This is a genomic window from Limnospira platensis NIES-39 (assembly GCF_026000695.1).
GTDB classification, from domain to species: Bacteria; Cyanobacteriota; Cyanobacteriia; order Cyanobacteriales; family Microcoleaceae; genus Limnospira; species Limnospira platensis.
Window position 1 is genome coordinate 2,614,127 of sequence record NZ_AP026945.1, and the last position, 21,824, is coordinate 2,635,950.

Sequence of the window (21,824 nt, forward strand, 5' to 3'; positions counted from 1 at the left end):
CCAGACCGCCGAAAATGATCAATATAGCCTACCTTCAATGCCCCACTGGAATAGCTGGGGATATGTGCCTCGCCGCCTTAGTTCATGCCGGGGTCCCTCTGGAGTATCTCACGACACAGTTAGAAAGGCTGGGAATGGCTGAGGAATATCGGCTATGGGCTGAAAAGGTAACTCGCCAGGGTCAACAAGCGACGAAGGTTCATGTAGACCTAACTCGCCACGATCATCACACTCGCCACCTACCAGATATTGAAGCCATTATCAAAGCTGCAAAACTTCCCCCAAGGGCAGAAAACATGAGTTTAGCTGTATTCCGCAAGCTGGCGGAAGCGGAAGGGGCGGTTCATGGTATTGACCCGGAAAAGGTACATTTTCACGAAGTGGGGGCTACAGATGCGATCGTGGATATTGTCGGAACCTGTTTGGGGTTGGACTGGTTAAAAATCGATCGCCTCTATTGTTCTGCTTTTCCGGTAGGTGGGGGCACATTCCGGGCTGCCCATGGAATTTTGCCAGTACCTGCCCCTGCTGTTCTGAAACTCTGGGAAATGCGTAGTGTTCCAGTTTATAGCAATGGCATTGAACGAGAATTAGTTACCCCAACGGGGGCGGCGATCGCTGTAACTTTGGCTACAGAATTCGGACCGCCACCGCCGATGATTCTGAAACGGGTGGGACTAGGGGCCGGTTCGTCAAATTTTCCCATCCCTAATATTCTCCGCCTATGGTTAGGGGAAACTGAGGACACAGATAAACCCAAGGCGGAAAGTCATGGTTTGGGGGGGACTTTCCATGATCATGATGAGGAAATGGTGGCGGTATTAGAAACTCAAATTGATGACCTTAGCCCCCAAGCGATCGCCTATGCTTCTCAGGCTTTATTATCGGCGGGGGCGGTGGATGTTTTTGTGCAACCTGTGACGATGAAAAAGTCTCGCCTTGGGGTATTATTAACTGTGATTTGTCACCCGGAAGCTGTGGATACTTGCCGGAATATTCTGTTTGCAGAAACCACTACTTTAGGGATTCGTCAAAGTTGGCAATGTCGGACTATTCTTAACCGCGAATTACAGACGGTTGACACTGAATATGGTTTGGTGAGAATTAAGGTGGCTTTTTCAGGCGATCGCATTATTAATGTGCATCCCGAATATGAGGACTGCGCTACCCTCGCCCAACAGCATCAAATCCCCTGGTTAGATATTCATCAAAAAGCCATACAACATTGGCAGTTAATACAACAACAGCAAGCCGAATCAATTGCTCCTCAATTATAAAGGATTTCTGGCTAGTTTGTCAACCCCCAAATCAAGGGGGTTTCTGTTTGTCCTAGGAAGTTGTTAAGACTTGTTTTAAATAAATTCCGGTGTAGGAATGGGGGTTATTAGCGACATTTTCAGGGGTTCCGGTGGCGATAATTTGACCACCGCGATCGCCTCCTTCGGGTCCCAAGTCCACCACCCAATCAGCACAACGAATCACATCTAAATTATGTTCAATCAAGATAATAGAATTACCCTTATCGACCAACCTTTGTAAAACATTCAATAACTGATGAACATCATAAAAGGATAAACCGGTAGTGGGTTCATCAATTAAATATAGAGTTTTACCAGTAGCGCGCTTTGACAATTCAGAAGCCAATTTAACCCGTTGTGCTTCTCCCCCAGAAAGGGTAGGCGCGGGTTGTCCTAACTGAATATAACCCAAACCGACATCAACCAAAGTTTGCAGCCTAGTGTTAGCGCGGGGGATGTTTTCAAAGACTTTTAAAGCCTCGTCAACCGTCATATTCAAGACATCAGCGATAGAATAGCCCTTATATTTAACCTGGAGAGTTTCCCGGTTATATCGTGCGCCTTTACATACTTCACATTGAACATAAACATCAGGGAGAAAATTCATTTCAATCACATTTACGCCCTGTCCGCCGCAGGCTTCACAGCGTCCGCCTTTAACATTAAAAGAAAACTGTCCTGGCTTATATCCCCTAGCTTTCGCCTCAATGGTTTCTGCAAATATTCCTCGGATAATATCAAACACTCCCGTATAGGTAGCGGGGTTAGAACGTGGAGTGCGTCCAATGGGAGATTGATCAATGACAATGACCTTATCTAAAGCATCTAATCCCCGAATTTTATCTAATTGTTTAGGAAAGGCAATTTTCCCGTAAAAATGATGTTGGAGGGCGGGATATAATAAGTCATTAATTAAGGTAGATTTCCCGGAACCTGATACCCCAGTAATACAGACAAATTTACCGAGGGGTAATTCAACATCGATATTTTGCAGATTATTACAATGGGCGTTTTGGAGAAATAGCGATCGCCCATTTCCGGGACGGCGGCTGGTGGGAGTTTCAATTTTTTTGCGTCCAGAAAGATAAGCACCCGTGAGGGATTTTTCAGTAGTTAATAAAGTTTTAAAATCTCCTTGGGCGACAATTTCCCCCCCATTAACTCCCGCCCCCGGACCGATATCAACCAACCAATCAGCGGCGCGGATAGTTTCCTCGTCATGTTCAACTACAATTAAGGTATTGCCTAAATCTCGCAACTTTATCAAGGTCTTTAATAGTCTGCCATTATCCCGTTGATGTAAGCCAATACTAGGCTCGTCTAAGACATATAAAACACCGGTTAAACCCGCGCCAATTTGAGTAGCCAATCGAATCCTTTGGGCTTCTCCCCCAGACAAGGTAGACGCGGATCTAGCGAGGGTCAAATAATCCAAACCGACATCTATCAAAAACTGTAATCTTGCCTTAATTTCCCGTAAGACTAAATCCCCTATTTGGGCTTGGCGATCGCTCAATTGTAGCTGATTAATTTTAGCCAAACAATCCCGAATGGAAACCTCTGTTAAATCTGCTATATTATACTGTCCCAAATAGACAGATAGCGCCTCTGGCTTCAATCGTTTACCGTGACAAACTTCGCAGGGCTGGTCAATCAAATAAGGTGCTAATTTCTGCTTTTGCGCCTCGGAACCTGTTTCCTCATATTGTCGGAGTAACATGGGAATTGCACCGAGATAGGGGCGGTAATAACTGCGACTTTCTTGGTAGCGGGAATCAGTTTCTATTAAAATGGGTTCCTCACTCCCATAAAGAATAATATGCTGTTGTTCAGATGTCAGTTTTTTCCAGGGTGTCGAAATCTCGAAATCGAAGGCTTGGGCGACACTATGAAGTAGGGATAAATAAAAGGAATTGTCTTTATCTGACCAGGGGGCGATCGCATTATAAACAGGTTGTGAAGGGTCAGGAATAATCAATTCTGGGGAAAAAGTCCGCCAGTGTCCCAAACCATGACAAGCGGGACAAGCGCCATAGGGAGAATTAAAAGAAAATAGACGGGGTGAAAGTTCTTCCATAACCGCGCCATGTTCAGGACAAGCAAAGTTTTCGGAAAAGACCAATTGCTGAGGTTTGGGGAAGTTTTCTTCTGGTGATATATTGAGGTTATCCAAAATCTGAATAATGGCAATACCTTCGGAATGGCGTAAACAGGTAGTTAAGGAATCAACTAAACGTTCCTGTAAACCTGGTTTTACAATGAGTCTATCAATGACAATTTCAATATCATGGAGATGATTTTTGTCTAAGTCTATATGGTCAGACAATTCGAGAATTTCCCCATCAATTCTGACCCGGACAAAGCCTGAAGATGCTAAACTAGATAAGAGTTTGCGATGAGTGCCTTTTTTCCCTCGGACGACAGGCGCAAGAATGAGAAACTTAGTGCCTTCAGGAAGTGCCATAACTTGATCGCACATTTGGTCAATAGTTTGGGGGGCAATATTGCGATCGCATATAGGACAATGAGGGGAACCCGCCCGACCAAATAATAGACGTAAATAATCATAAATTTCGGTGACTGTTCCGACGGTAGACCGAGGGTTATGGGAGGTAGATTTTTGGTCAATAGAAATGGCGGGACTCAACCCCTCGATCGCATCAACATCAGGCTTATCTAATTGTCCTAAAAATTGTCTCGCATAGGCACTAAGGGACTCGACATAACGCCGTTGTCCTTCGGCAAAAATGGTATCAAAAGCGAGGGAAGATTTCCCAGAACCTGAAACGCCAGTAAATACAATGAGGCGATCGCGGGGAAGTTCCAGATTGATATTTTTGAGGTTATGTTGTCTCGCGCCAATAATTCTAATAGTGTTCAGACTAGCGGGGGATATGGTAGATTGGAGATCGGAAAATTTCGCAGGTTTAGCCATTAGGTTAAGGTAGGATAATACAATAATCAGAGAAGTGATAATTTGAGGGCTAGGAATTTATCTATGCTTAGAAGTATCGAGGTAGACTATCGATTTCCCCCGGGAATAGATCCAGAACGTCAAGGGAAAGTTATCGCCATTGGACAAACAGCGGGAACTTGGGATGCACGTTTTCAACACCGGGAAGAGGTGATGCGATCGCATTTAGGAGAGGTGATCAATATCCAAACTGATAATCAAAAATATAGCATTGTTACCATTGCTTTTCCAGAGGCTAATGTAGAAAACGATATCCCCAGCCTACTAACGATGATTTTTGGTAAATATTCCATGGCGGGTAGTGGAAAGGTAATTGCAGTCCGGCTGGGGGAAAATTACGGGAAACGCCCCAAACTAGGAATTACAGGAATTCGCGATCGCCTGGAGGTCCCGAAGCGACCCCTAATTATGGCGATTTTTAAACCCGCCTTGGGGTTGTCCGCCGCCGACCACGCGGATATTTTGGAACAGGTGGCTTTTGCGGGATTAGACCTAATTAAGGATGATGAAATCCTGCCAGACTTGCCCACAGCGCCCACTCTTGAACGCTTAAAGGCTTGTCGAGGGGTGTTAGATAGGGTGAGAAGCGAAACGGGTCGCAACGTCCTCTATGCGGTAAATATCACGGGTTCTGCGATCACCTTAATCGAAAAAGCGAGGACTCTAGTTAAGGCGGGCGCAAATGCCCTATTATTAAATGTCCTAACCTACGGATTTTCGGTATTGGAGGCGATCGCCAGTGACCCAGAAATCAATGTTCCGATTTTTGTGCATCCTGCGTTTGCTGGTAGCCTCTGTGCATCACCGGATCACGGTTTAGCTTATTCTGTGGTTTTGGGGACTCTCATGGCCCATGCTGGGGCGGATGCGGTTTTGTATCCAGCCCATTATGGTAGTTTACCGTTTGACCCCACGGAAGAAGCCAAAATTCGGGATACTTTGCGATCGCGTAATATTTTCCCAGTCCCTTCTGCTGGTATCCATGCGGGAATTATTCCCCAGGTTTTAGCCGACTATGGCAATGATGTTATTCTCAATGCTGGAACTGGTATCATGGATCATCCAGATGGTCCCGCCGCTGGTGTTCAAACCTTCAAGGAAGTAATAATGGATAATTTATAATTGATATTGATAATGGATAATCGTAGGGGCGGGTTCCGCAGTTAATTAGAAGACCCACCGACCATATTAATAAACCCGCCCCCCCACCCGGTAATTAATTTATAATTGATATTGATAATGGATAATCGTAGGGGCGGGTTCCGCAGTTAATTAGAAGACCCACCGACCATATTAATAAACCCGCCCCTCTCACCGACCATATTAATAAACCCGCCCCTCTCACCGACCATATTAATAAACCCGTCCCTCTCACCGACCATATTAATAAACCCGCCCCTCTCACCGACCATATTAATAAACCTGTCCCTCTCACCGACCATATTAATAAACCCGTCCCTCTCACCGACCATATTAATAAACCTGTCCCTCTCACCGACCATATTAATAAACCTGTCCCTCTCACCGACCCGATTAATAAACCTGTCCCCACCCACCCGGTAATTAATGGATAATGGATAATGTAATGAATACAGACCCCCGTGAATCTTTAATTGAAGCATCTCGCCAATTTTATCAGCTAGGATGGATGGCTGGGACGGCTGGCAATTTGTCGGCTAGGGTGGAAGATGGCAGTTTTTGGATTACTGCTAGTGGTAAACAAAAGGGGAAATTAGCGGCGGATGATTTTGTGCGGGTTTCTCTCACGGGGGAATTGCTAGAAACCCCTAAGCCTGAGAATAAACCCTCAGCGGAAACGAGTATCCATCAGGCGATTTATTCCTGTTTTCCTGATGCTAAAGCCTGCTATCATGTCCATTCGGTTGAGGCGAAATTGGTGACTAATTTTGTGGAAGGAGACCAATTGCCTTTACCTCCGATTGAGATGTTAAAAGGTTTGGGGGTGTGGGAGGAAAATCCCCAGGTGTTTATGCCGGTTTTTAAAAACCATTTACAGGTTCCCAAAATTGCTAAAGAAATAAGCGATCGCTTTCACCAAGAACCCCCGCAAGTCCCGGCTTTGTTAATTCGTAATCATGGGGTGACAGTCTGGGCTAATTCCGCCGCCGAAGCGGAAAATCATGTAGAATTAGCCGAATATATCTTTAGATATATTGTAGCAGCCCGTCAGGTAGGCATCAAGTTTTAAAACATCGCCATAATCCCCCCATAGATGATACCACTAATGGTAGCCATAGCGACGACCAGCGCCACAAAGACGACAGTTTTTTGGGTGCCGATAATATTACGAATAACCAGCATATTAGGAAGGGATAAAGCCGGACCTGCTAATAATAAAGCCAAGGCGGGTCCGTCTCCCATACCATTACCAATTAATCCCTGTAAAATGGGCACTTCTGTTAAGGTAGCAAAATACATAAAAGCACCAGCGATCGCCGCAAAAAAATTCGCCCAAATGGAATTACCACCCACCGCCGTAGCGACCCATTGAGAAGGAATTAAGGCTTCCTGACCGGGACGACCTAATAAAGCGCCCGCAATTAATACCCCTAGCAATAATAGGGGTAAAATTTGTTTAGCATAATCCCAGGAAGACTCAAACCATTCTCCCGCCTCATTTTTATCGGTACTGGTCAACCAAGATAAACCGACCACGGCAAAACTAAAGGCAATCAAAGGGTATTGATGGAACTGTAATGATAATACCACAGTGACAGCACCAATTAACAAAACTTTTCCCAGGTTGAGATTTAACCAAGCGACTAAAATGGCAGCCAAGGCGATACCAAACAAGCCAGTTATCCACCATTTTAAGGAATAGATAAGATACCACAAACCAGTATTAACATCTGGCGGACTCCAATTAGCAAAAACTAGGATACCGACCAGGACGGCAAAAAATACGGCATTTTGCCATAAGGGGCGAGTCTCTTCGGGTTCAGACAACAGGGAAGCGGCTTTGACTTTTTCGATTTCTTCATGGCGGAAAAACCACTGCATTGATAAGCCGATAATAATGCTAAAAATAATGGCACAAATTGCCCTGGCTAGACCTAATTGCCATCCTAAAACTCTAGCAGTGAGAATAATGGCTAGAACGTTAATGGCGGGTCCTGAGTACAGAAAAGCGATCGCCGGACCCAAACCGGCCCCCATGCGGTAAATTCCGGCAAATAAAGGGAGTACAGTGCAGGAACAAACTGCTAAAATAGTACCGGATACAGAGGCGACACCATAAGCCAGCCAAGGGTTAGCCTTGACTCCCAGATATTTCATTACTGAGTCTTGGCTAATGAAAACGGCGATCGCACCCGCAATAAAAAACGCCGGAATTAGACACAGCAAAACGTGTTCTTGAGCGTACCAGCGGACTAGATAAAGAGACTCCCAGAAGGCATTTTGTAGCCTTTCCGACTGTTGTATGGCTTCTACAGGGAGATAAAAGCACAGTAAAAATATAGCGATAATGAAGGCGAGAGGCTGCCACTGTTCCCGCCAAAAAGTGGAAATTCTCATGTGTTTACTCCGGGCGATTTTCCGCAGTTTAGATGTATAAAAAAAACCTGGTGGAAGGGGTAAAATTGTGGGCAATTTTCGGCAAGACATGGTATAATGAGATGGGATAATCCCAACGCACCAGGTTTCCTAGGGTATAGACTTAAATTAAGGTTTGAGATGAGTTTGGATCTGTTCAGGGGTGGCTACTTTCCCCTGACTGACTACCACATCATTAATCACCAAGGCGGGAGTTTTCATAACTCCTCGTTCAGCTATTTTGATGGGTTCGGTAATGTGTAAAACTTCCGCGTCGATATTTAGGGAGGCGATCGCCTCTTTAGCGTTGGCTTCTAGTTGCTGACACTTTTTGCAGCCAGTCCCTAGGACTTCGATTTTGACAGCAGTCATGATTTGAGTTCTCCTGAACTATAACTGATGCCGACTATTGTAGAGCTTATACTTAGGTATAATGTCAAGGGGTAGGCGGGTGTTTGTGGCTATAATTATCTAGGATGACACATTGTTGGTCGGAATTAGTGCGATCGAGATTAGTCTGACATTCCTGCACTAGGGGCAATAATTCATCATGTAAGGCCTGTAATTGGTCAATTTTATCGCGAATTTGAGTAAGTTTACAATTCAAACGTTCATAAACAGCCTGACAAGTAAGCGATCGCTGATTTTTCAGTTCTAAAATATCCTTAATCTCCAGCAAAGTTAACCCCAAAGACTTCGCCCTAATAATAAAGCCAATTCTCTGCAAATCCTCCTGAGTAAATAGGCGATAACCCGCCTCATTCCGTTGAGGAGAAGGGATTAATCCTCTCCGTTCATAAAAATAAATCGTTTGTGGATTAATTCCCAAAATATCAGATACTTCACCCACCTTAAACATAAGTATTTCCCCCCTAGCCGACAGAAAGCGAATTTTTGCAATACTTGACCAGAGCCAGCCATGTCCTTAATAAAGTTATCGATAAAACTGCCCTAAATCCCAAATCTTTGATAAGATACCCCCATAACCGATAATAAAGAGGCGCAACCAGCGCCACTGTGGTTCTGGCTAACACCGGAACCAATTATAGGACACCCAACAGCGGCGAGTCAGGATGGAATGGCATATCACCGATGCCCAAAGTTTGGGTATCATCGATCGCGAAATCGGTACTCATGTGTTTTCTCCCGCAGAGTACGAAATTGTCCGGCGGGTGATTTACACCACAGCCGATTTTGAATATAAAAGCCTTGTGCGCTTTTCAGACCAAGCCCTGCAAGCCGGAGCAGCGGCTCTAGCTGCCCGTACTACAATTATAGTAGATGTACCCATGGTGCAGGTGGGTATCACTCCCCAAATTTTGTCAACCTTTGCTAATCCAGTGTACTGTTCCCTGGACACAGTGACTCGACCCCAACGGGAAAAAAGTCGCACGGCTTGGGGTATTCAAACCCTAGCCAAACGTTATCCAGAGGGAATTTTTGTCGTGGGTCAGGAACAAACGGCCCTATCAGGGTTAGTAGATTTAATTGAGGCTGAGGAAATTAAACCCGCCTTAGTCATTGCTACGCCATCGGGGTTTGTGGGGGCGGATGTAGCCAAATCGCGCTTAAATGATTCTATGGTATCTCATATCCGTATAGACGGCCGCAAGGGTAGTTCAGTGGTCGCTGTAGCCATAGTTAATGGCTTGGTAGACCTAGCTTGGCAAGCCTACGGCAGAAATGAGTCAGGAGGCGGTTAATCATAGGCTTGCTGACGGGGAGAGGGAGTCCGACGAGGCGATCGCGATTGGGGACGGCCATAACGCGATCGCATCTCCCGGGTAATTTCCATAAACATATCCCGCCGTAAATAGGGATATGACCCCACCCAAATATTTTGACTAGGAATATACACATCAGATACCTCATTAATGCTGCTGAGGTCATCCAGATAGGAAGTTACCAACATCACCGCCACCTGACCCCGACTAAGTCGTTTATGGTTGCGGTTAAGGGGGGCTTCAATTTTCACCACAAACCCGGTCTTATCCCCCACTTCTACATTAATCCGCCGCTCTAAGTTTTCAATGATAATTAAATCACCCTTAGAGTTAACAGATTCCTGCTCATTAGTTACCGCTTCGGAAATATAATAATCCAAAACTTTACCCTGCCAAAATCCACAATAGGGATATTTGCGAAACTGGCGATTTCGTATACTAGCGTCCCAAATGGGACCCCACAGCCAATATAAAGCAAACATCACCAAAGGAATTAACAAAATTTGCCGGCCTTCAAATTGTACTGATAACTCCACTAAGGCGAGAATTAACGTCCCCACAGCGGACACTAACAATCTTCTGATAAATTGCGATGGTTTCCCCCAACAGTGTTGATACTGTTCGCTAGTAGCCACAGCCGGGACGAGTTCATGGAAAGTTTGACGGGTGAGTGGAATTAGCATAGAATCAACGCCTAATATGAGCAATGCCTAATCTGAGACACAATCCAGGGGCGGGTAGTCATTAATCATCCATTATCCATTATCCACGATTAGAGAATTTTCTCTAATCCATACACCAAACTTTTCAGGGATAAGACTTGACGAATTGCCAGCAAGACACCGGGCATATAGCAACCGCGATCGGTGGTATCGTGGCGGAGGGTATAAATTTGACCAGCCGCCCCAAAAATTACCTCTTGGTGAGCAATTAAACCAGGTAAACGTACACTATGAATGCGGATTTGTTCATCAGCGATCGCACCTCTAGCGCCGGGTAGTTGTTCGGTTTCTTTAACTTGGCTTTGGTTATAGGTTTTCCCAAACTCTGCCAACATTTGGGCAGTTTTAACCGCCGTGCCGCTAGGTGCATCAGCCTTTTGATTATGGTGTAACTCAATAATCTCTACATGGTCAAAATATTGAGAAGCAGCGATCGCCGCCTGTTGTAAAAGTACAATGCCAATGCAAAAATTAGGAATCAATAAACATCCCATGCTGGCTTTATCAGCAAATTCGGCCAAATCCTGAATTTGGGCTTCACTTAACCCAGTAGTCCCCACCACCGGACGGACACCATAGGCGATCGCCGCCCGAATATTGTCATATACTGACTCTGGGTGGGTAAAGTCCACCATCACCGCTGGCTGCTTTTCCTGGGCCGCCATAGCCAGCATTCCTTCGCGATCGTTTGTAATGGGAATCTCTAAAGGTTCCATCCCCGCCAAGGTTCCAGCATCTTCATTCAGATAAGCCGGATTTCTATCAATCGCCCCCAACAGGGTCATATCCTGTGCAGCAGCCACCGCTTTGACCACCTCGCGACCCATTTTACCGCCAGCACCATTGACCACCACTGGAATTGGAAATTGACCTACCATGACTTTAAACCAGAAACATCCTTGATTAGACTATTATTAGACTATCCAACCACTTTCTGTCTATAGAAGCTAGAGAACTGCCCCATCTAAATTGGGTATGATAGAATGGGGTAGTCCATTTCTGCTGATTAATGCTGCGTCACAACTCTGCTTCCCAATGGTCACGGCTATCTCAATGGCGATTGCTGGTCTTACGAATTACTCCCCCATTGTGGTTGATTATTAGCCTCACCAGCACCTTATTACTAACTGGGATTAAACTCAGGGGAGATTTGCAACCAGTAGAATTGAGGTTGTTTGACGGGTTAGTTCGCCTCCGACCCGAATCGGAACCTGATGACCGCATTTTGATTGTAGCCATTACCGAATCAGATATTGCCGCCCAAGAACAATGGCCTATGTCCGATGCCGTATTAGCCCAAGTTTTAGCTAACCTACAACAGCATCAACCGAGGGCGATCGGTTTAGATATATATCGGGATCTACCTCACCCACCAGGTAGCGCCGAACTAGGTCAACAGTTCCAGGCTCCTAATATATTTGGCATTACCAAAATTGGCAACCCCGACAATCCCAGTATTCCCCCCCCTCCTCAACTACCACCCAAGCAAATTGGCTTTAATGACCTAATTCTCGACCCAGACGGGGTAGTGCGCCGCCAACTGTTATTTGCTGAATCCCAGGGAAATACCTTTTTTTCCCTCGGTTTACGATTGGCATTACATTATCTCAAATTTGAGGATATCGAACCCAAAAATTATCACAAAAAGCCCGAATATATGGAGTTAAATAATCGGGTATTTGTGCCTTTAAGGTCTCATAATGGGGGCTACTCCAATATTGACGATCGCGGTTATCAAATCCTGCTCAACTATCGGGCAGTTCAACCCGCCCCCGTCGTCACCTTGAGCCAAGTCTTAGCCGGTACAGTTTCCCCGGATTTAATTAATGATAATATTGTCTTAATCGGAGCCACTGCACCCAGTATTAAAGACGAATTTTTTACCCCCTATAGTGTCAGTGAATCCACAGCACCGAAAATGCCAGGTGTTTTTATTCATGCCAATATAGTTAGTCAGATTTTAGGGGTAGATTCCGGTAATTCTCAGACCTCTAATTTATTCTGGTTTGTGCCTCAGTGGGTAGAAATTATCTGGTTGAGTCTTTGGGGAATTTGTGGCGGTTTCCTGGCTTGGCGTATCCACCATCCAGGAATGCAAGGATTGTACTTTTTCCTAGGGATATTCACAATTTTTGGCACTACCTACGTCCTGTTTTTGTTTAATGCTTGGATTCCCCTAGCTTCTCCGGTTTTAGCCCTGACTTTAGCCGCCACTGGGGTAATTGCTTATAAACAAATTCATAACTTCCTTCATGATTCCTTAACTGGATTGCCTAATCGTTCCCTATTTCTCGATCGCACTCAACAAGCGATCGCCAAATCTCAACGGAATAAATCTATCTGTGGCGTATTATTTATTAATATTGATAATTTCCGCCTAATTAATGACAGCTTAGGAGACTTGGCCGGTGATCAACTGCTACTCCAATTAGTAGAAAGACTCAACAACTCTGTCCGATTAGGGGATACTATAGCACGTTTGGGCGCTGATGAATTTGCCATTTTGCTGAGGAATTTACAATCAGTAAATAATGCGACCATCGTGGCTGAACGCATCCAAAAAGACTTAACTTATCCCTTTATTCTCAATGGTCATGAGGTATTTAAAACCGTGAGTATTGGCATTGCTTTAGCCGATACAGCCGAAACTCGCGCCGAAGATTTACTCCGTAATGGTAACACCGCCATGCTGAGGGCGAAGTCTCTCAAAAATATTCGATATCAAGTATTTGAACGCACTATGCAGGTGGGTGGCTTGGATCGCCTGCAATTAGAAACTGACCTGCGTTTAGCCGTAACCCGTGGGGAATTTGTCATGTATTATCAACCTGTCATTTCCTTAACAACTCGGGAAATCGTCGGTTTTGAAGCCTTAGTACGTTGGCAGCATCCTCGTCAAGGCTTGGTGACACCAGAACGGTTTTTAAAAGTCGCTAAAGAAACCGGATTAATTATTCCTATTGGTCGCTGGGCTATGCAAGAGGCTTGTCATCAATTGGCAATTTGGCAGCAGTCTTTAAAATCTGATTGTCAGATTATTGTGGGCGTGAATTTATCGGGCAGACAGTTTATTCACCCTGATTTAGTTACTGAAATTCAGGGAATTATTCAAGATTCGGGCATTGACCCCAGTGGCTTACGATTGGAGATTACCGAAAGCGTGATTATGGATGATGTGGAAGCTACTATTCGCCTCCTTCATCAGTTAAAGAATTTGCAAATCAAGTTAAGTATTGATGATTTTGGCACCGGGTTTTCATCCCTGGGTTATTTACCTCGTTTTCCCGTGGATGTCCTGAAAATTGACCGCTCATTTATTGCTCATATTGGGGAAGCCACAGAGGTGGAAAATTTGGCAATTGTCAGAACTATTTTGATGTTAGCATAGGCTTTAAATTTAGATGCGATCGCCGAAGGAGTAGAAACCCCTGAACAATTGGAACAATTGCGATCGCTCGGTTGTGAATATGCTCAAGGCTACTATTTCCAAAGACCTATATCGGCTGACCATGCTACACAATTCTTTACATCTCATCCCCATTGGTAAATACATTTTTGGGAACCAATGCCCTAATATTTACGTCACCAGTTGAGTCGATTTTGTGATCACCTCTTTGATTGAGGTCAAAAATATCTAGGAGTTTATTCTTTTGATGTCATGGTTCATTCTACTTCTATTCTCACCGTAGGCGATCCGGCTCCCTGGTTCAGTTTACCGGACTCCAACGGCAAAAATATTGTCCTCCGTTCCCATGCTGGGAAACCAATTCTGTTAGTATTTTATGCAGGGGATCAAATCTCAGAATGCGAAAAAATCGCTTGTCGATTGCAAGATATTATGTCCCTGTGCGATCGCTTTGATCTTCAGATTTTTAGCATCAGTCTCAACCCCCCCTCAACTCGCAAAACCTTCGCCGAAAATCATCACCTTAATTATTCCTTACTCTCCGATTTCAAAGGAGAAGTTAGCACCAAATACGGAGCCTATATTTGCGACGGCAAAAATAGCAACACCATCGTTTATAACCGTGTCGCTTTCCTGCTCGATCGCAATCTTCGCATTCTCAAAATTTACCCATTACATCCCCTCGAAGAATTTACCCAAAAATTCCTAGGAGAAATTCAAGATTTAGTCGCCCAAGAACCTCCTCGCCTCATCAAAATGCAGGCTCCTGTGTTGCTAATCCCTAAAGTTTTGGATTTACGTTTCTGTCGGGAACTCATCCATATTTGGGAAACTCAAGGTAATGATGAATCAGGGTTCATGAAAAGAGAAGGAGAAAAAACCGTCGGCTATGTTGACCCCAGTTTCAAGCGACGGCGCGATCACTTTATACAGGACGGACCCGTTAAAAATTACATCGATTCTATTATGCAGCGCCGGGTATTTCCCGAAATTCTGCAAGCCTTTCAATTCCAGCTAACTCGCCGTGAATGCTACAAAATAGGCTGCTATGATAGTGAATCAGGGGGCTTTTTCCGACCCCATCGAGACAACACCACTGGGGGAACATTGCATCGGCGATTTGCCATGACTATTAACCTTAATGCTGAAGAATACGAAGGTGGTTGTTTAAGATTTCCTGAACACGCACCCCATTTGTATAAACCTGCCACAGGGGATGCTGTCATCTTTTCCTGTTCGACCATGCACGAGGCTACTGATGTGACATCAGGGCGACGTTTTGCCTTGCTTTCTTTCTTCTATGGTGATGAAGATGCCGAAAAACGCAATGCTTACGAAAACCGGGTCAGAAATGATTACAGTCGTGTCATTAAGCTGAATGCTTAATTAAGCATCATTTGGGGGGTTAAGTTAGCCCCCTATTTTGTGAAGTTTAACCAGGGTGAGAATTAATTTTATGAAAGTTCTAAAGCAGTCGCCATCTCTGAAAGCTAAATTTAAGCAAAATATTAATCGCAAAGTATCCAGCCAACGGGAGGAAGCTAGTCAGGGTTTGGGTGGTGGTTTCTTGGGGATGATAGGCGCAGGAGTATTTGAATTTAAGCAAATCCGAAATCAAGTTAAGGGTAGTTTAGGGGAAAATTTAATTGCTCTGTTGCTGATGACCTTTCCTGATAATTGGGTATTATTTAAAAATGCCCTGATTCCTGCTACTTCTGGCAGTTTAACAGAAATTGATTTGCTAGTGATTGGGAACCGAGGTATTTTTTTAATTGAAGTGAAAACCTGGAAGGGTTCCTTGGCGGCTAATCAAGATAACTGGAAACGGCGTGAGGGTTCCCAGTGGGTTCCTGTATCTAACAGTCCTACTTCCCAAAGTCTTTATCATCAACAGATGTTTCAGCGGTGGATTTTTTCAGAAATACCTGACTTACCTACTGATTGTATTACTGCGCCGGTGGTTTTTCCTATAGCTAAATGGGTGGGGGCTAAAAATTGTTCTGTGCCAGTTTTAACGAGTATGACAGATTTAATATCGATGATATCGAAATCTCCCGCATATCTCACAGATGAACAGGTTTTTAGGATTAGTAAACATATCCAAGAATATGAATTGTCACCCTTATCTAAACCGCAACCGCAACCGCAACCAGAAACGAAGCCTAAGCCTAAGCCTCGCAATTCTCAACCGGAACCGGAACCGGAACCGGAACCGGAACCGGAACCTAAGCCTAAACCTAAGCCTAAACCCAAACCTAAGCCTAAGCCTAGGTTAAAAAAAGATATGTAAATCAATTTTTAATGATGATATCACCACTGCTACAAGTTAAAAATTTAGAAACTCGTTTTATCACGACTGATGGGGTAGTTAAGGCTGTTAATGGCATTTCCTATCATGTTAATGCTGGGGAAACTCTTGGCATTGTCGGAGAATCGGGTTCGGGGAAAAGTGCGGGAGTGTTATCAATTTTGCGGCTAATTTCTGCCAATTCTGGCCGGATTTCTGGGGGAGAGATTTGGTTTGAGAAGCAGGATTTACTTAAAGTCAATAAATCGGCATTAAGAAGGATTCGGGGTAACAAAATTTCGATGATTTTTCAAGACCCGATGACTTGCTTAAATCCGGTTTTAACTATTGGTAAACAAATTACTGAGGCTATACAAGTGCATTCTGGGGCTACTAAATTAGAGGCACAACAACAGGCGATCGCCCTTTTAGAAAAGGTCGGTATATCGTCAGCAAAACGCCGACTTGGTAGCTATCCCTATCAATTCTCTGGGGGAATGCGACAGCGAGTTATGATTGCTATGGCATTAGCCTGTCATCCACAATTATTAATTGCTGATGAACCGACAACCGCCTTAGATGTAACTGTGCAAGCCCAAGTTATTGAGATGATTAAACAGTTGCAAAATGAAATGGGAATGGCGGTAATTTGGATTACCCATGATTTAGCACTTTTGGCGAGATTTGCCGATCGCATTTTAGTCATGTATGCAGGTCAAATTGTCGAAGAAGCGCCCGTTAATCAACTCTATAAGCATCCTCGTCACCCCTACACAATGGGATTGTTAAAAAGCCTCCCCCGTCCTGACCGCGACATGGGAGAGACTCTCCCGGCTATCCCAGGGACTCCCCCAGATTTGATTAACTATCCTCAAGGTTGCCCCTTTGCGCCTCGATGTCAATATGCGATCGACCGTTGTTTTCAGGAAGATCCGATTTTAGAATTAGTCGCCACCCATCATCAAGTCGCCTGTTGGGTTAAACCATGACTTGACAAAAGGATGATTTTATGCTACCTAAAATCTATCTATTTTCTTGGAATTTTTGATACCTGATGGTTGCCAAAACACACCCCAGTAAGCCAGAAACAGATACCCTATTAAGGGTTGAGAATTTGCAGGTACACTTTCCAGTCAGTGGGGGTATATTTCGACAGAAACAGGTAGGGATAATTAGGGCAGTAGATGGTTTAACATTTGAGATAAAACGGGGTGAAACTCTTAGTTTAGTTGGGGAGTCTGGCTGTGGGAAAAGCACTACAGGTAGGGCGATTTTACAGCTTCAAACTCCCACAGGTGGCCAGGTTTATTTTAATGATATTGATCTGACTAAATTAGATGCCCAAAAGTTGCGGATCATGCGCCGCCAAATGCAGATAATTTTCCAAGACCCCTACGCTTCCCTAAATCCGCGAATGACCCTAAAAAAAATCATTGGGGAACCCCTATTAATTCATAGATTAGCTAAGGGTGAATCCCTGATTAATCGAGTGCAAGAGTTATTAGAATTAGTGGGACTGAATCCCCAATTTATTAATCGTTATCCTCACGAGTTTTCGGGTGGTCAAAGACAGCGAATAGCTATAGCTAGGGCTTTAGCAGTTGACCCGGATTTTTTGGTCTGTGATGAACCGATCGCCTCTTTGGATGTTTCTATTCAAGCACAGGTGGTTAACTTAATGCGATCGCTACAAAAACGCCTGAATTTAACCTATCTATTTATCGCCCATGATTTAAGTATAGTCCGCTACATTTCCAGCCGGGTAGCAGTCATGTATTTAGGTAAAATAGTGGAAATAGGGGAGTGCAATTCTGTCTATGATTATCCCCTTCATCCCTATACTAAAGCGTTACTTTCTGCTGTTCCTATTCCCGACCCAGAAATCGAAGCCAAACGGGAACGAATTATCCTGAAAGGAGATGTTCCCAGCTTTTTATTACCCTCGTGTGGATGTCGATTTTATAGCCGCTGTCCCTCGGCGAAATTAGTTGGCGATCGCTGTCGGGTCGAGGAACCCCAATTGCGAGAAATTAACCCCGGACATTTTGTTTCCTGTCATTTATGGGATTCCCAAAACCCTCTATAAATCCTATGATTCTGTAGTGTGACCAGCTTTAGCGATCGCCGCCCTTAGCGCCGACTCAGAAGCAGTTGCTTCCACAGTCACCACCTTTGTATTTAGGTCAATATTGACAGTAGCATCACTATCAACAGTATGAATAGCCTTGGTTACACTGTTAGCACAAGCATCACAAACCATTGAAGAAACCGTAAGTTTTATAGTCATAACTAGCCTCGTAAAATACCCGTATAGTATAGCATTACAGTAAGATTTGAGAATTGTATTAAGAGAAATCCCCTCAAATCCAGGTAAATATCATAACCTGAGACCTCCCGAATCACACTGATAGGCTATAATCGTAAATATCCATACTTAATCAATGTTCCATTATAGTCTTAGTTAACCCATGTCTCTAGTTCCTCCTAACAATCTCAGGCAAAAAATTATCGAAATGGTCGAAAATTCTCAATCCCATCCTACCGCATGGTTTGAAAGCCTTTATGCTGAATCCCAAGGCGATCCGTCTTTGATTCCTTGGGCCACATTGGTGGCTCATCCCCAACTGCAACAATGGCTAGAAAATCATGCAATTGAGGATGATAATAAAACCGCTGTAGTGTTGGGTTGCGGGTTAGGAGATGATGCGGAAGCCTTAGCAGATTTTGGCTTTCAGGTGACAGCTTTTGATATTTCTCCCACAGCGATCGCTTGGTGTCGCGAAAGGTTTCCCAATTCTCAGGTAAATTATACAGTCGCCGACTTGTTAGACCCCGATCATAATTGGCGAGAAAAGTTCGATTTTGTACTCGAATCTAGGATTACTCAATCCATGCCTTTACAAGTCCGATCCCAAGCAATTAAGGCGATCGCCAATCTGGTAGCTCCCGATGGTATTTTATTGTTAATTACCCGATTTCGTGACACCGAAGCCGCACCGGACGGCCCCCCATGGCCTTTATCTGAGGCAGAATTATCAGCCTTTAAAACCTGCGGCTTGACCGAAATAAATCGCCATGAATTTGTAGCCGAAAACCGTCCTGATGCCCGGCAATTATGTATTGAATATAAATCAATAAATGAACCCTTCAGTTAATCCCGAAACCCAATCATTTCTCAATCATGTATCAGCATCTAATCACCCCCCAATTAGTGCCATGGAACCCGCCGAATTGAGAAACCTTAATCAGATGTTTGTTAAAGCCAGTCACCCACCGGAAGCGATCGCCAAAGTCGAAAATCGCACCATTGCGGGTCTCGGTGGAGAATTACCAATCCGCATTTACACCCCCAAGGGAAACCAACCCTTTCCGGTTCTAGTTTATTTCCACGGTGGCGGTTATGTGATCGGTAATTTAGACATGGTAGATAGTATTTGTCGCAGCCTCGCCAATGGCGCAGAATGTGTGGTTGTCTCAGTAGACTATCGCCTCGCACCAGAACATCCATTTCCAGCCGCCATTGAAGATGGTTTGACCGCGACGGAGTGGGTGTTTAATCAGGCTAAAACTTACAACTGGGATAGCGATCGCATTGCGGTTGGGGGAGAAAGTGCGGGGGGAAATTTAGCGGCGGTGGTAGCCTTAAAACGGCGAGACAAAAAACTAGCCCCCCTAGTTTATCAATTGTTAATTTATCCTATAACTCAGGTAGAAATTGACAGCGAATCTCGCCGCCTATTTGCCGAAAATTACTTTCTGAGAACCGATGATATTAGGCATTTGTGTAGTTTTTATATCACCAACCCTGCTGATAAAAATAATCCCTATGCTTCCCCCCTGTTAGCCGAAGATTTATCAAATTTGCCTCCCGCTTTGATTATCACTGCGGAATTAGACCCCCTACGGGATGAAGGACAGGCTTATGGCGATCGCCTCAAAAAAGCCGGAGTTCCCGTGAAAATATCTTGCTATTCAGGAACCATTCATGCTTTCATTAATTTAGCCAAATTTATCAGTCAAGGACAGGAAGCACTAGCCGAATGTGCGATCGAATTAAAACAGGGATTTTCCCATAAAAGTTAATCCCATCTATTCTGCGCCCATTTACCCGAATTTAATCATCAGCCAGAGGTGATAATTAATCATGGCAACCCTAAATTTCCACACCACCAACACCACCTTCCGCCAACTTCTGGGTAATGGCTTAATCTATCATGTACCTCCCTTTCAGCGTGACTATTCCTGGGGAAATGACGAATGGGACGACCTGTGGCAAGATCTGACTGCTTTATTTGAAGAAGATAGCGAACCCGCTCATTATATGGGCTACCTCGTGCTACAATCATCTGATAGCAAACACTTCGATATTATTGATGGTCAACAACGAATGACTACCATCAGTATTATGATCCTGGCTGGTTTGTCTTATTTACAAGATTTAGTGAAGGCGGACTTGGATGCACTCAACAACAGTCGTCGCCAATACCAACTGCAAAATAGCTACATTGGTTATGTCGATCCTGTCACCCTCATTCCCCAATCAAAACTCAGACTAAATCGCCATAATGATCGTTTTTATCAAACCTACCTAGTCCCCCTAGAACCCCTCCCTCAACGAGGTCTAAAAGCCTCTGAACATCAACTACGCCAAGCATTTATTTGGTTTAAAGAAAAAATCAGACTCCGACTGGGAAATCAATCTGATAGTGGACAAAATTTTGCGGCTTTTATTGATTCCCTAGTAGACAAACTCTTTTTTACTGTGATCACCGTTACAGATGAATTGAACGCTTTTAAGGTTTTTGAAACTCTTAACGCCAGAGGGGTGCGTCTTTCCGCCACGGATCTACTCAAAAACTATTTATTTTCACTCATTAGTAACGCAGATACCCATGATATAGAAATGCGTAGCCTCGAAGATAAATGGGAGCGGATTGTGGGTTTATTGGGTAGTGAGAGTTTCCCGGAATTTCTGCGTATTTTTTGGAATAGTCGCCATAGACTTGTCCGTAAATATGATCTGTTCAAAATCATTCGACGACAGGTGAAAAGCCGTAAAGATGCCTTTGGCTTAGTCCGCAGTTTGGAGCATGATGCTGGGGTTTATGCGAGTCTTGGAGACCCATATGATGCTAGTTGGAAACCCGATGAAAAACAAGCCTTAAAGCAACTGTTAATGTTTCGTGTGCGTCAGCCTTTGGCAATACTGTTAGCTTGTTATCATCAATTTTTTGACAACGATAGAGATGCCTTTACCCGCATTCTGAAAGCGATCGCTGTGATTTCATTTCGCTATAATGTTATTTGCAACTTGCAGACCTATGAACAAGAACGTTTGTATAATGAGATTGCTGTGAAGGTTTCCCATGGTCACTATAAGACTGCTGAGGAAGTTTTGGCGGCGCTGGGTGTTGTGTATCCAGATGATCATCAGTTTAAGGGAGCTTTTACTCAAAAAGAACTCCGCACTACGGATACTCGCCATAAGAAAATTGTCCGCTATATTCTCTTTGAAATTGAGAAACAGCGCTCCGGGAAAGCGTTTGATTTTGAGAGTTCCACCTATAATTTAGAGCATATTCTCCCGGAAAATCCCTCGGATGCCTGGGCTTATATCGAGGAAAGTAAACAGGAACGCTTAATCTACCGCCTCGGTAATATGACCCCCCTCGAAGCGACTAAAAACCGTGAAGTTGGCAATCAGGATTATGGGACTAAGCGGGATGTTTATGCCCAGAGTAATTTTGAAATTACTAAAGCGATCGCCGAACATTATGATACCTGGGATGAACATAAAATTGAGTCTCGGCAAAAGCGATTAGCTGCCATAGCTGCGGGCATTTGGCGCATTGGGTAAA

19 protein-coding genes and 1 pseudogene are annotated in these 21,824 nt (G+C 44.2%); 12 read left to right on the forward strand and 8 right to left on the reverse strand.

Features of this window, described 5'->3' with window-relative positions:
- Positions 1 to 14: 14 nt before the first annotated feature.
- Positions 15 to 1,277 (forward strand): nickel pincer cofactor biosynthesis protein LarC, encoded by a 1,263-nt coding sequence (gene larC, locus N39L_RS12800; protein WP_014275407.1) that lies wholly within the window; start codon positions 15 to 17, stop codon positions 1,275 to 1,277.
- Positions 1,278 to 1,329: 52 nt separating this feature from the next.
- Here larC and uvrA read toward each other — a convergent pair whose 3' ends face one another.
- Complete coding sequence (uvrA, locus tag N39L_RS12805; RefSeq protein WP_006616468.1) at positions 1,330 to 4,233, reverse strand: excinuclease ABC subunit UvrA; 2,904 nt, start codon at positions 4,231 to 4,233, stop codon at positions 1,330 to 1,332.
- 63 nt (positions 4,234 to 4,296) lie between these two features.
- Here uvrA and N39L_RS12810 point away from each other — a divergent pair, with 63 nt between their 5' ends.
- Positions 4,297 to 5,394, forward strand: coding sequence for a RuBisCO large subunit C-terminal-like domain-containing protein (locus N39L_RS12810; protein WP_006616467.1), 1,098 nt, complete (start codon positions 4,297 to 4,299; stop codon positions 5,392 to 5,394).
- A gap of 146 nt (positions 5,395 to 5,540) precedes the next feature.
- Here N39L_RS12810 and N39L_RS12815 read toward each other — a convergent pair whose 3' ends face one another.
- Complete coding sequence (locus tag N39L_RS12815) at positions 5,541 to 5,774, reverse strand: hypothetical protein (RefSeq protein WP_148261852.1); 234 nt, start codon at positions 5,772 to 5,774, stop codon at positions 5,541 to 5,543.
- An 83-nt stretch (positions 5,775 to 5,857) separates the two neighbouring features.
- Between N39L_RS12815 and mtnB the strand changes: the two genes are divergently transcribed.
- Complete coding sequence (gene mtnB, locus N39L_RS12820) at positions 5,858 to 6,481, forward strand: methylthioribulose 1-phosphate dehydratase (RefSeq protein WP_014275409.1); 624 nt, start codon at positions 5,858 to 5,860, stop codon at positions 6,479 to 6,481.
- Here the strand turns inward: mtnB and N39L_RS12825 are convergent.
- The 3 genes from N39L_RS12825 to N39L_RS12835 all read right to left on the reverse strand — a co-directional run bounded on the left by N39L_RS12825 (position 6,478) and on the right by N39L_RS12835 (position 8,686).
- Positions 6,478 to 7,899: a permease gene (locus N39L_RS12825; protein ID WP_014275410.1), complete on the reverse strand. Its 1,422-nt coding sequence runs from the start codon at positions 7,897 to 7,899 to the stop codon at positions 6,478 to 6,480. The two genes, mtnB and N39L_RS12825, sit on opposite strands and share 4 nt — an antisense overlap.
- Before the next feature lie 57 nt (positions 7,900 to 7,956).
- Positions 7,957 to 8,199 (reverse strand): thioredoxin family protein, encoded by a 243-nt coding sequence (locus tag N39L_RS12830; protein ID WP_014275411.1) that lies wholly within the window; start codon positions 8,197 to 8,199, stop codon positions 7,957 to 7,959.
- 64 nt (positions 8,200 to 8,263) lie between these two features.
- The gene (locus N39L_RS12835) at positions 8,264 to 8,686 is read right to left on the reverse strand and encodes a heavy metal-responsive transcriptional regulator (protein WP_006619659.1); all 423 of its coding nucleotides are present in this window, start codon (positions 8,684 to 8,686) and stop codon (positions 8,264 to 8,266) included.
- A gap of 214 nt (positions 8,687 to 8,900) precedes the next feature.
- On the opposite strand from N39L_RS12835, the gene N39L_RS12840 reads away from it, so the two are divergent.
- Positions 8,901 to 9,530, forward strand: coding sequence for a precorrin-8X methylmutase (locus tag N39L_RS12840; protein ID WP_006619658.1), 630 nt, complete (start codon positions 8,901 to 8,903; stop codon positions 9,528 to 9,530).
- Here the strand turns inward: N39L_RS12840 and N39L_RS12845 are convergent.
- Together N39L_RS12845 and dapB are read right to left on the reverse strand one after the other, a co-directional pair.
- On the reverse strand, positions 9,527 to 10,234 hold the full coding sequence (locus N39L_RS12845) for a DUF8619 family protein (protein ID WP_006619657.1): 708 nt from the start codon (positions 10,232 to 10,234) through the stop codon (positions 9,527 to 9,529). The genes N39L_RS12840 and N39L_RS12845 overlap by 4 nt on opposite strands.
- 89 nt (positions 10,235 to 10,323) lie before the next feature.
- Positions 10,324 to 11,151 (reverse strand): 4-hydroxy-tetrahydrodipicolinate reductase, encoded by an 828-nt coding sequence (dapB, locus tag N39L_RS12850; protein ID WP_006619656.1) that lies wholly within the window; start codon positions 11,149 to 11,151, stop codon positions 10,324 to 10,326.
- Positions 11,152 to 11,282: 131 nt separating this feature from the next.
- On the opposite strand from dapB, the pseudogene N39L_RS12855 reads away from it, so the two are divergent.
- The 5 genes and pseudogenes from N39L_RS12855 (at position 11,283) to N39L_RS12875 (ending at position 18,052) form a co-directional block, all read left to right on the forward strand.
- Positions 11,283 to 13,820 (forward strand): annotated as a pseudogene (locus N39L_RS12855) (EAL domain-containing protein).
- A 111-nt stretch (positions 13,821 to 13,931) separates the two neighbouring features.
- Positions 13,932 to 15,065, forward strand: coding sequence for a redoxin domain-containing protein (locus N39L_RS12860; protein ID WP_014275414.1), 1,134 nt, complete (start codon positions 13,932 to 13,934; stop codon positions 15,063 to 15,065).
- Between the two features lie 70 nt (positions 15,066 to 15,135).
- Positions 15,136 to 15,969, forward strand: a complete 834-nt coding sequence (locus N39L_RS12865) for a nuclease-related domain-containing protein (RefSeq protein ID WP_014275415.1) — start codon at positions 15,136 to 15,138, stop codon at positions 15,967 to 15,969.
- A gap of 11 nt (positions 15,970 to 15,980) precedes the next feature.
- Entirely contained in the window at positions 15,981 to 16,955 is a 975-nt protein-coding gene (locus N39L_RS12870; protein ID WP_006619652.1) for an ABC transporter ATP-binding protein, read from the forward strand.
- A 65-nt stretch (positions 16,956 to 17,020) separates the two neighbouring features.
- Positions 17,021 to 18,052, forward strand: a complete 1,032-nt coding sequence (locus tag N39L_RS12875; RefSeq protein ID WP_014275416.1) for an ABC transporter ATP-binding protein — start codon at positions 17,021 to 17,023, stop codon at positions 18,050 to 18,052.
- A gap of 3 nt (positions 18,053 to 18,055) precedes the next feature.
- Here the strand turns inward: N39L_RS12875 and N39L_RS12880 are convergent, their stop codons facing one another.
- The gene (locus N39L_RS12880) at positions 18,056 to 18,253 is read right to left on the reverse strand and encodes a heavy-metal-associated domain-containing protein (protein WP_006619650.1); all 198 of its coding nucleotides are present in this window, start codon (positions 18,251 to 18,253) and stop codon (positions 18,056 to 18,058) included.
- A 181-nt stretch (positions 18,254 to 18,434) separates the two neighbouring features.
- Between N39L_RS12880 and N39L_RS12885 the strand changes: the two genes are divergently transcribed.
- The 3 genes from N39L_RS12885 to N39L_RS12895 all read left to right on the forward strand — a co-directional run bounded on the left by N39L_RS12885 (position 18,435) and on the right by N39L_RS12895 (position 21,823).
- Positions 18,435 to 19,121, forward strand: a complete 687-nt coding sequence (locus N39L_RS12885) for a class I SAM-dependent methyltransferase (protein WP_014275417.1) — start codon at positions 18,435 to 18,437, stop codon at positions 19,119 to 19,121.
- A complete protein-coding gene (gene lipP1, locus N39L_RS12890; RefSeq protein ID WP_014275418.1) occupies positions 19,105 to 20,049 on the forward strand; it encodes a LipP1 family hormone-sensitive lipase in 945 nt (314 codons plus the stop codon). The genes N39L_RS12885 and lipP1 overlap by 17 nt, the downstream gene beginning before the upstream one ends.
- A gap of 61 nt (positions 20,050 to 20,110) precedes the next feature.
- Complete coding sequence (locus N39L_RS12895) at positions 20,111 to 21,823, forward strand: DUF262 domain-containing protein (protein ID WP_014275419.1); 1,713 nt, start codon at positions 20,111 to 20,113, stop codon at positions 21,821 to 21,823.
- The last annotated feature ends 1 nt before the right edge of the window (position 21,824 follow it).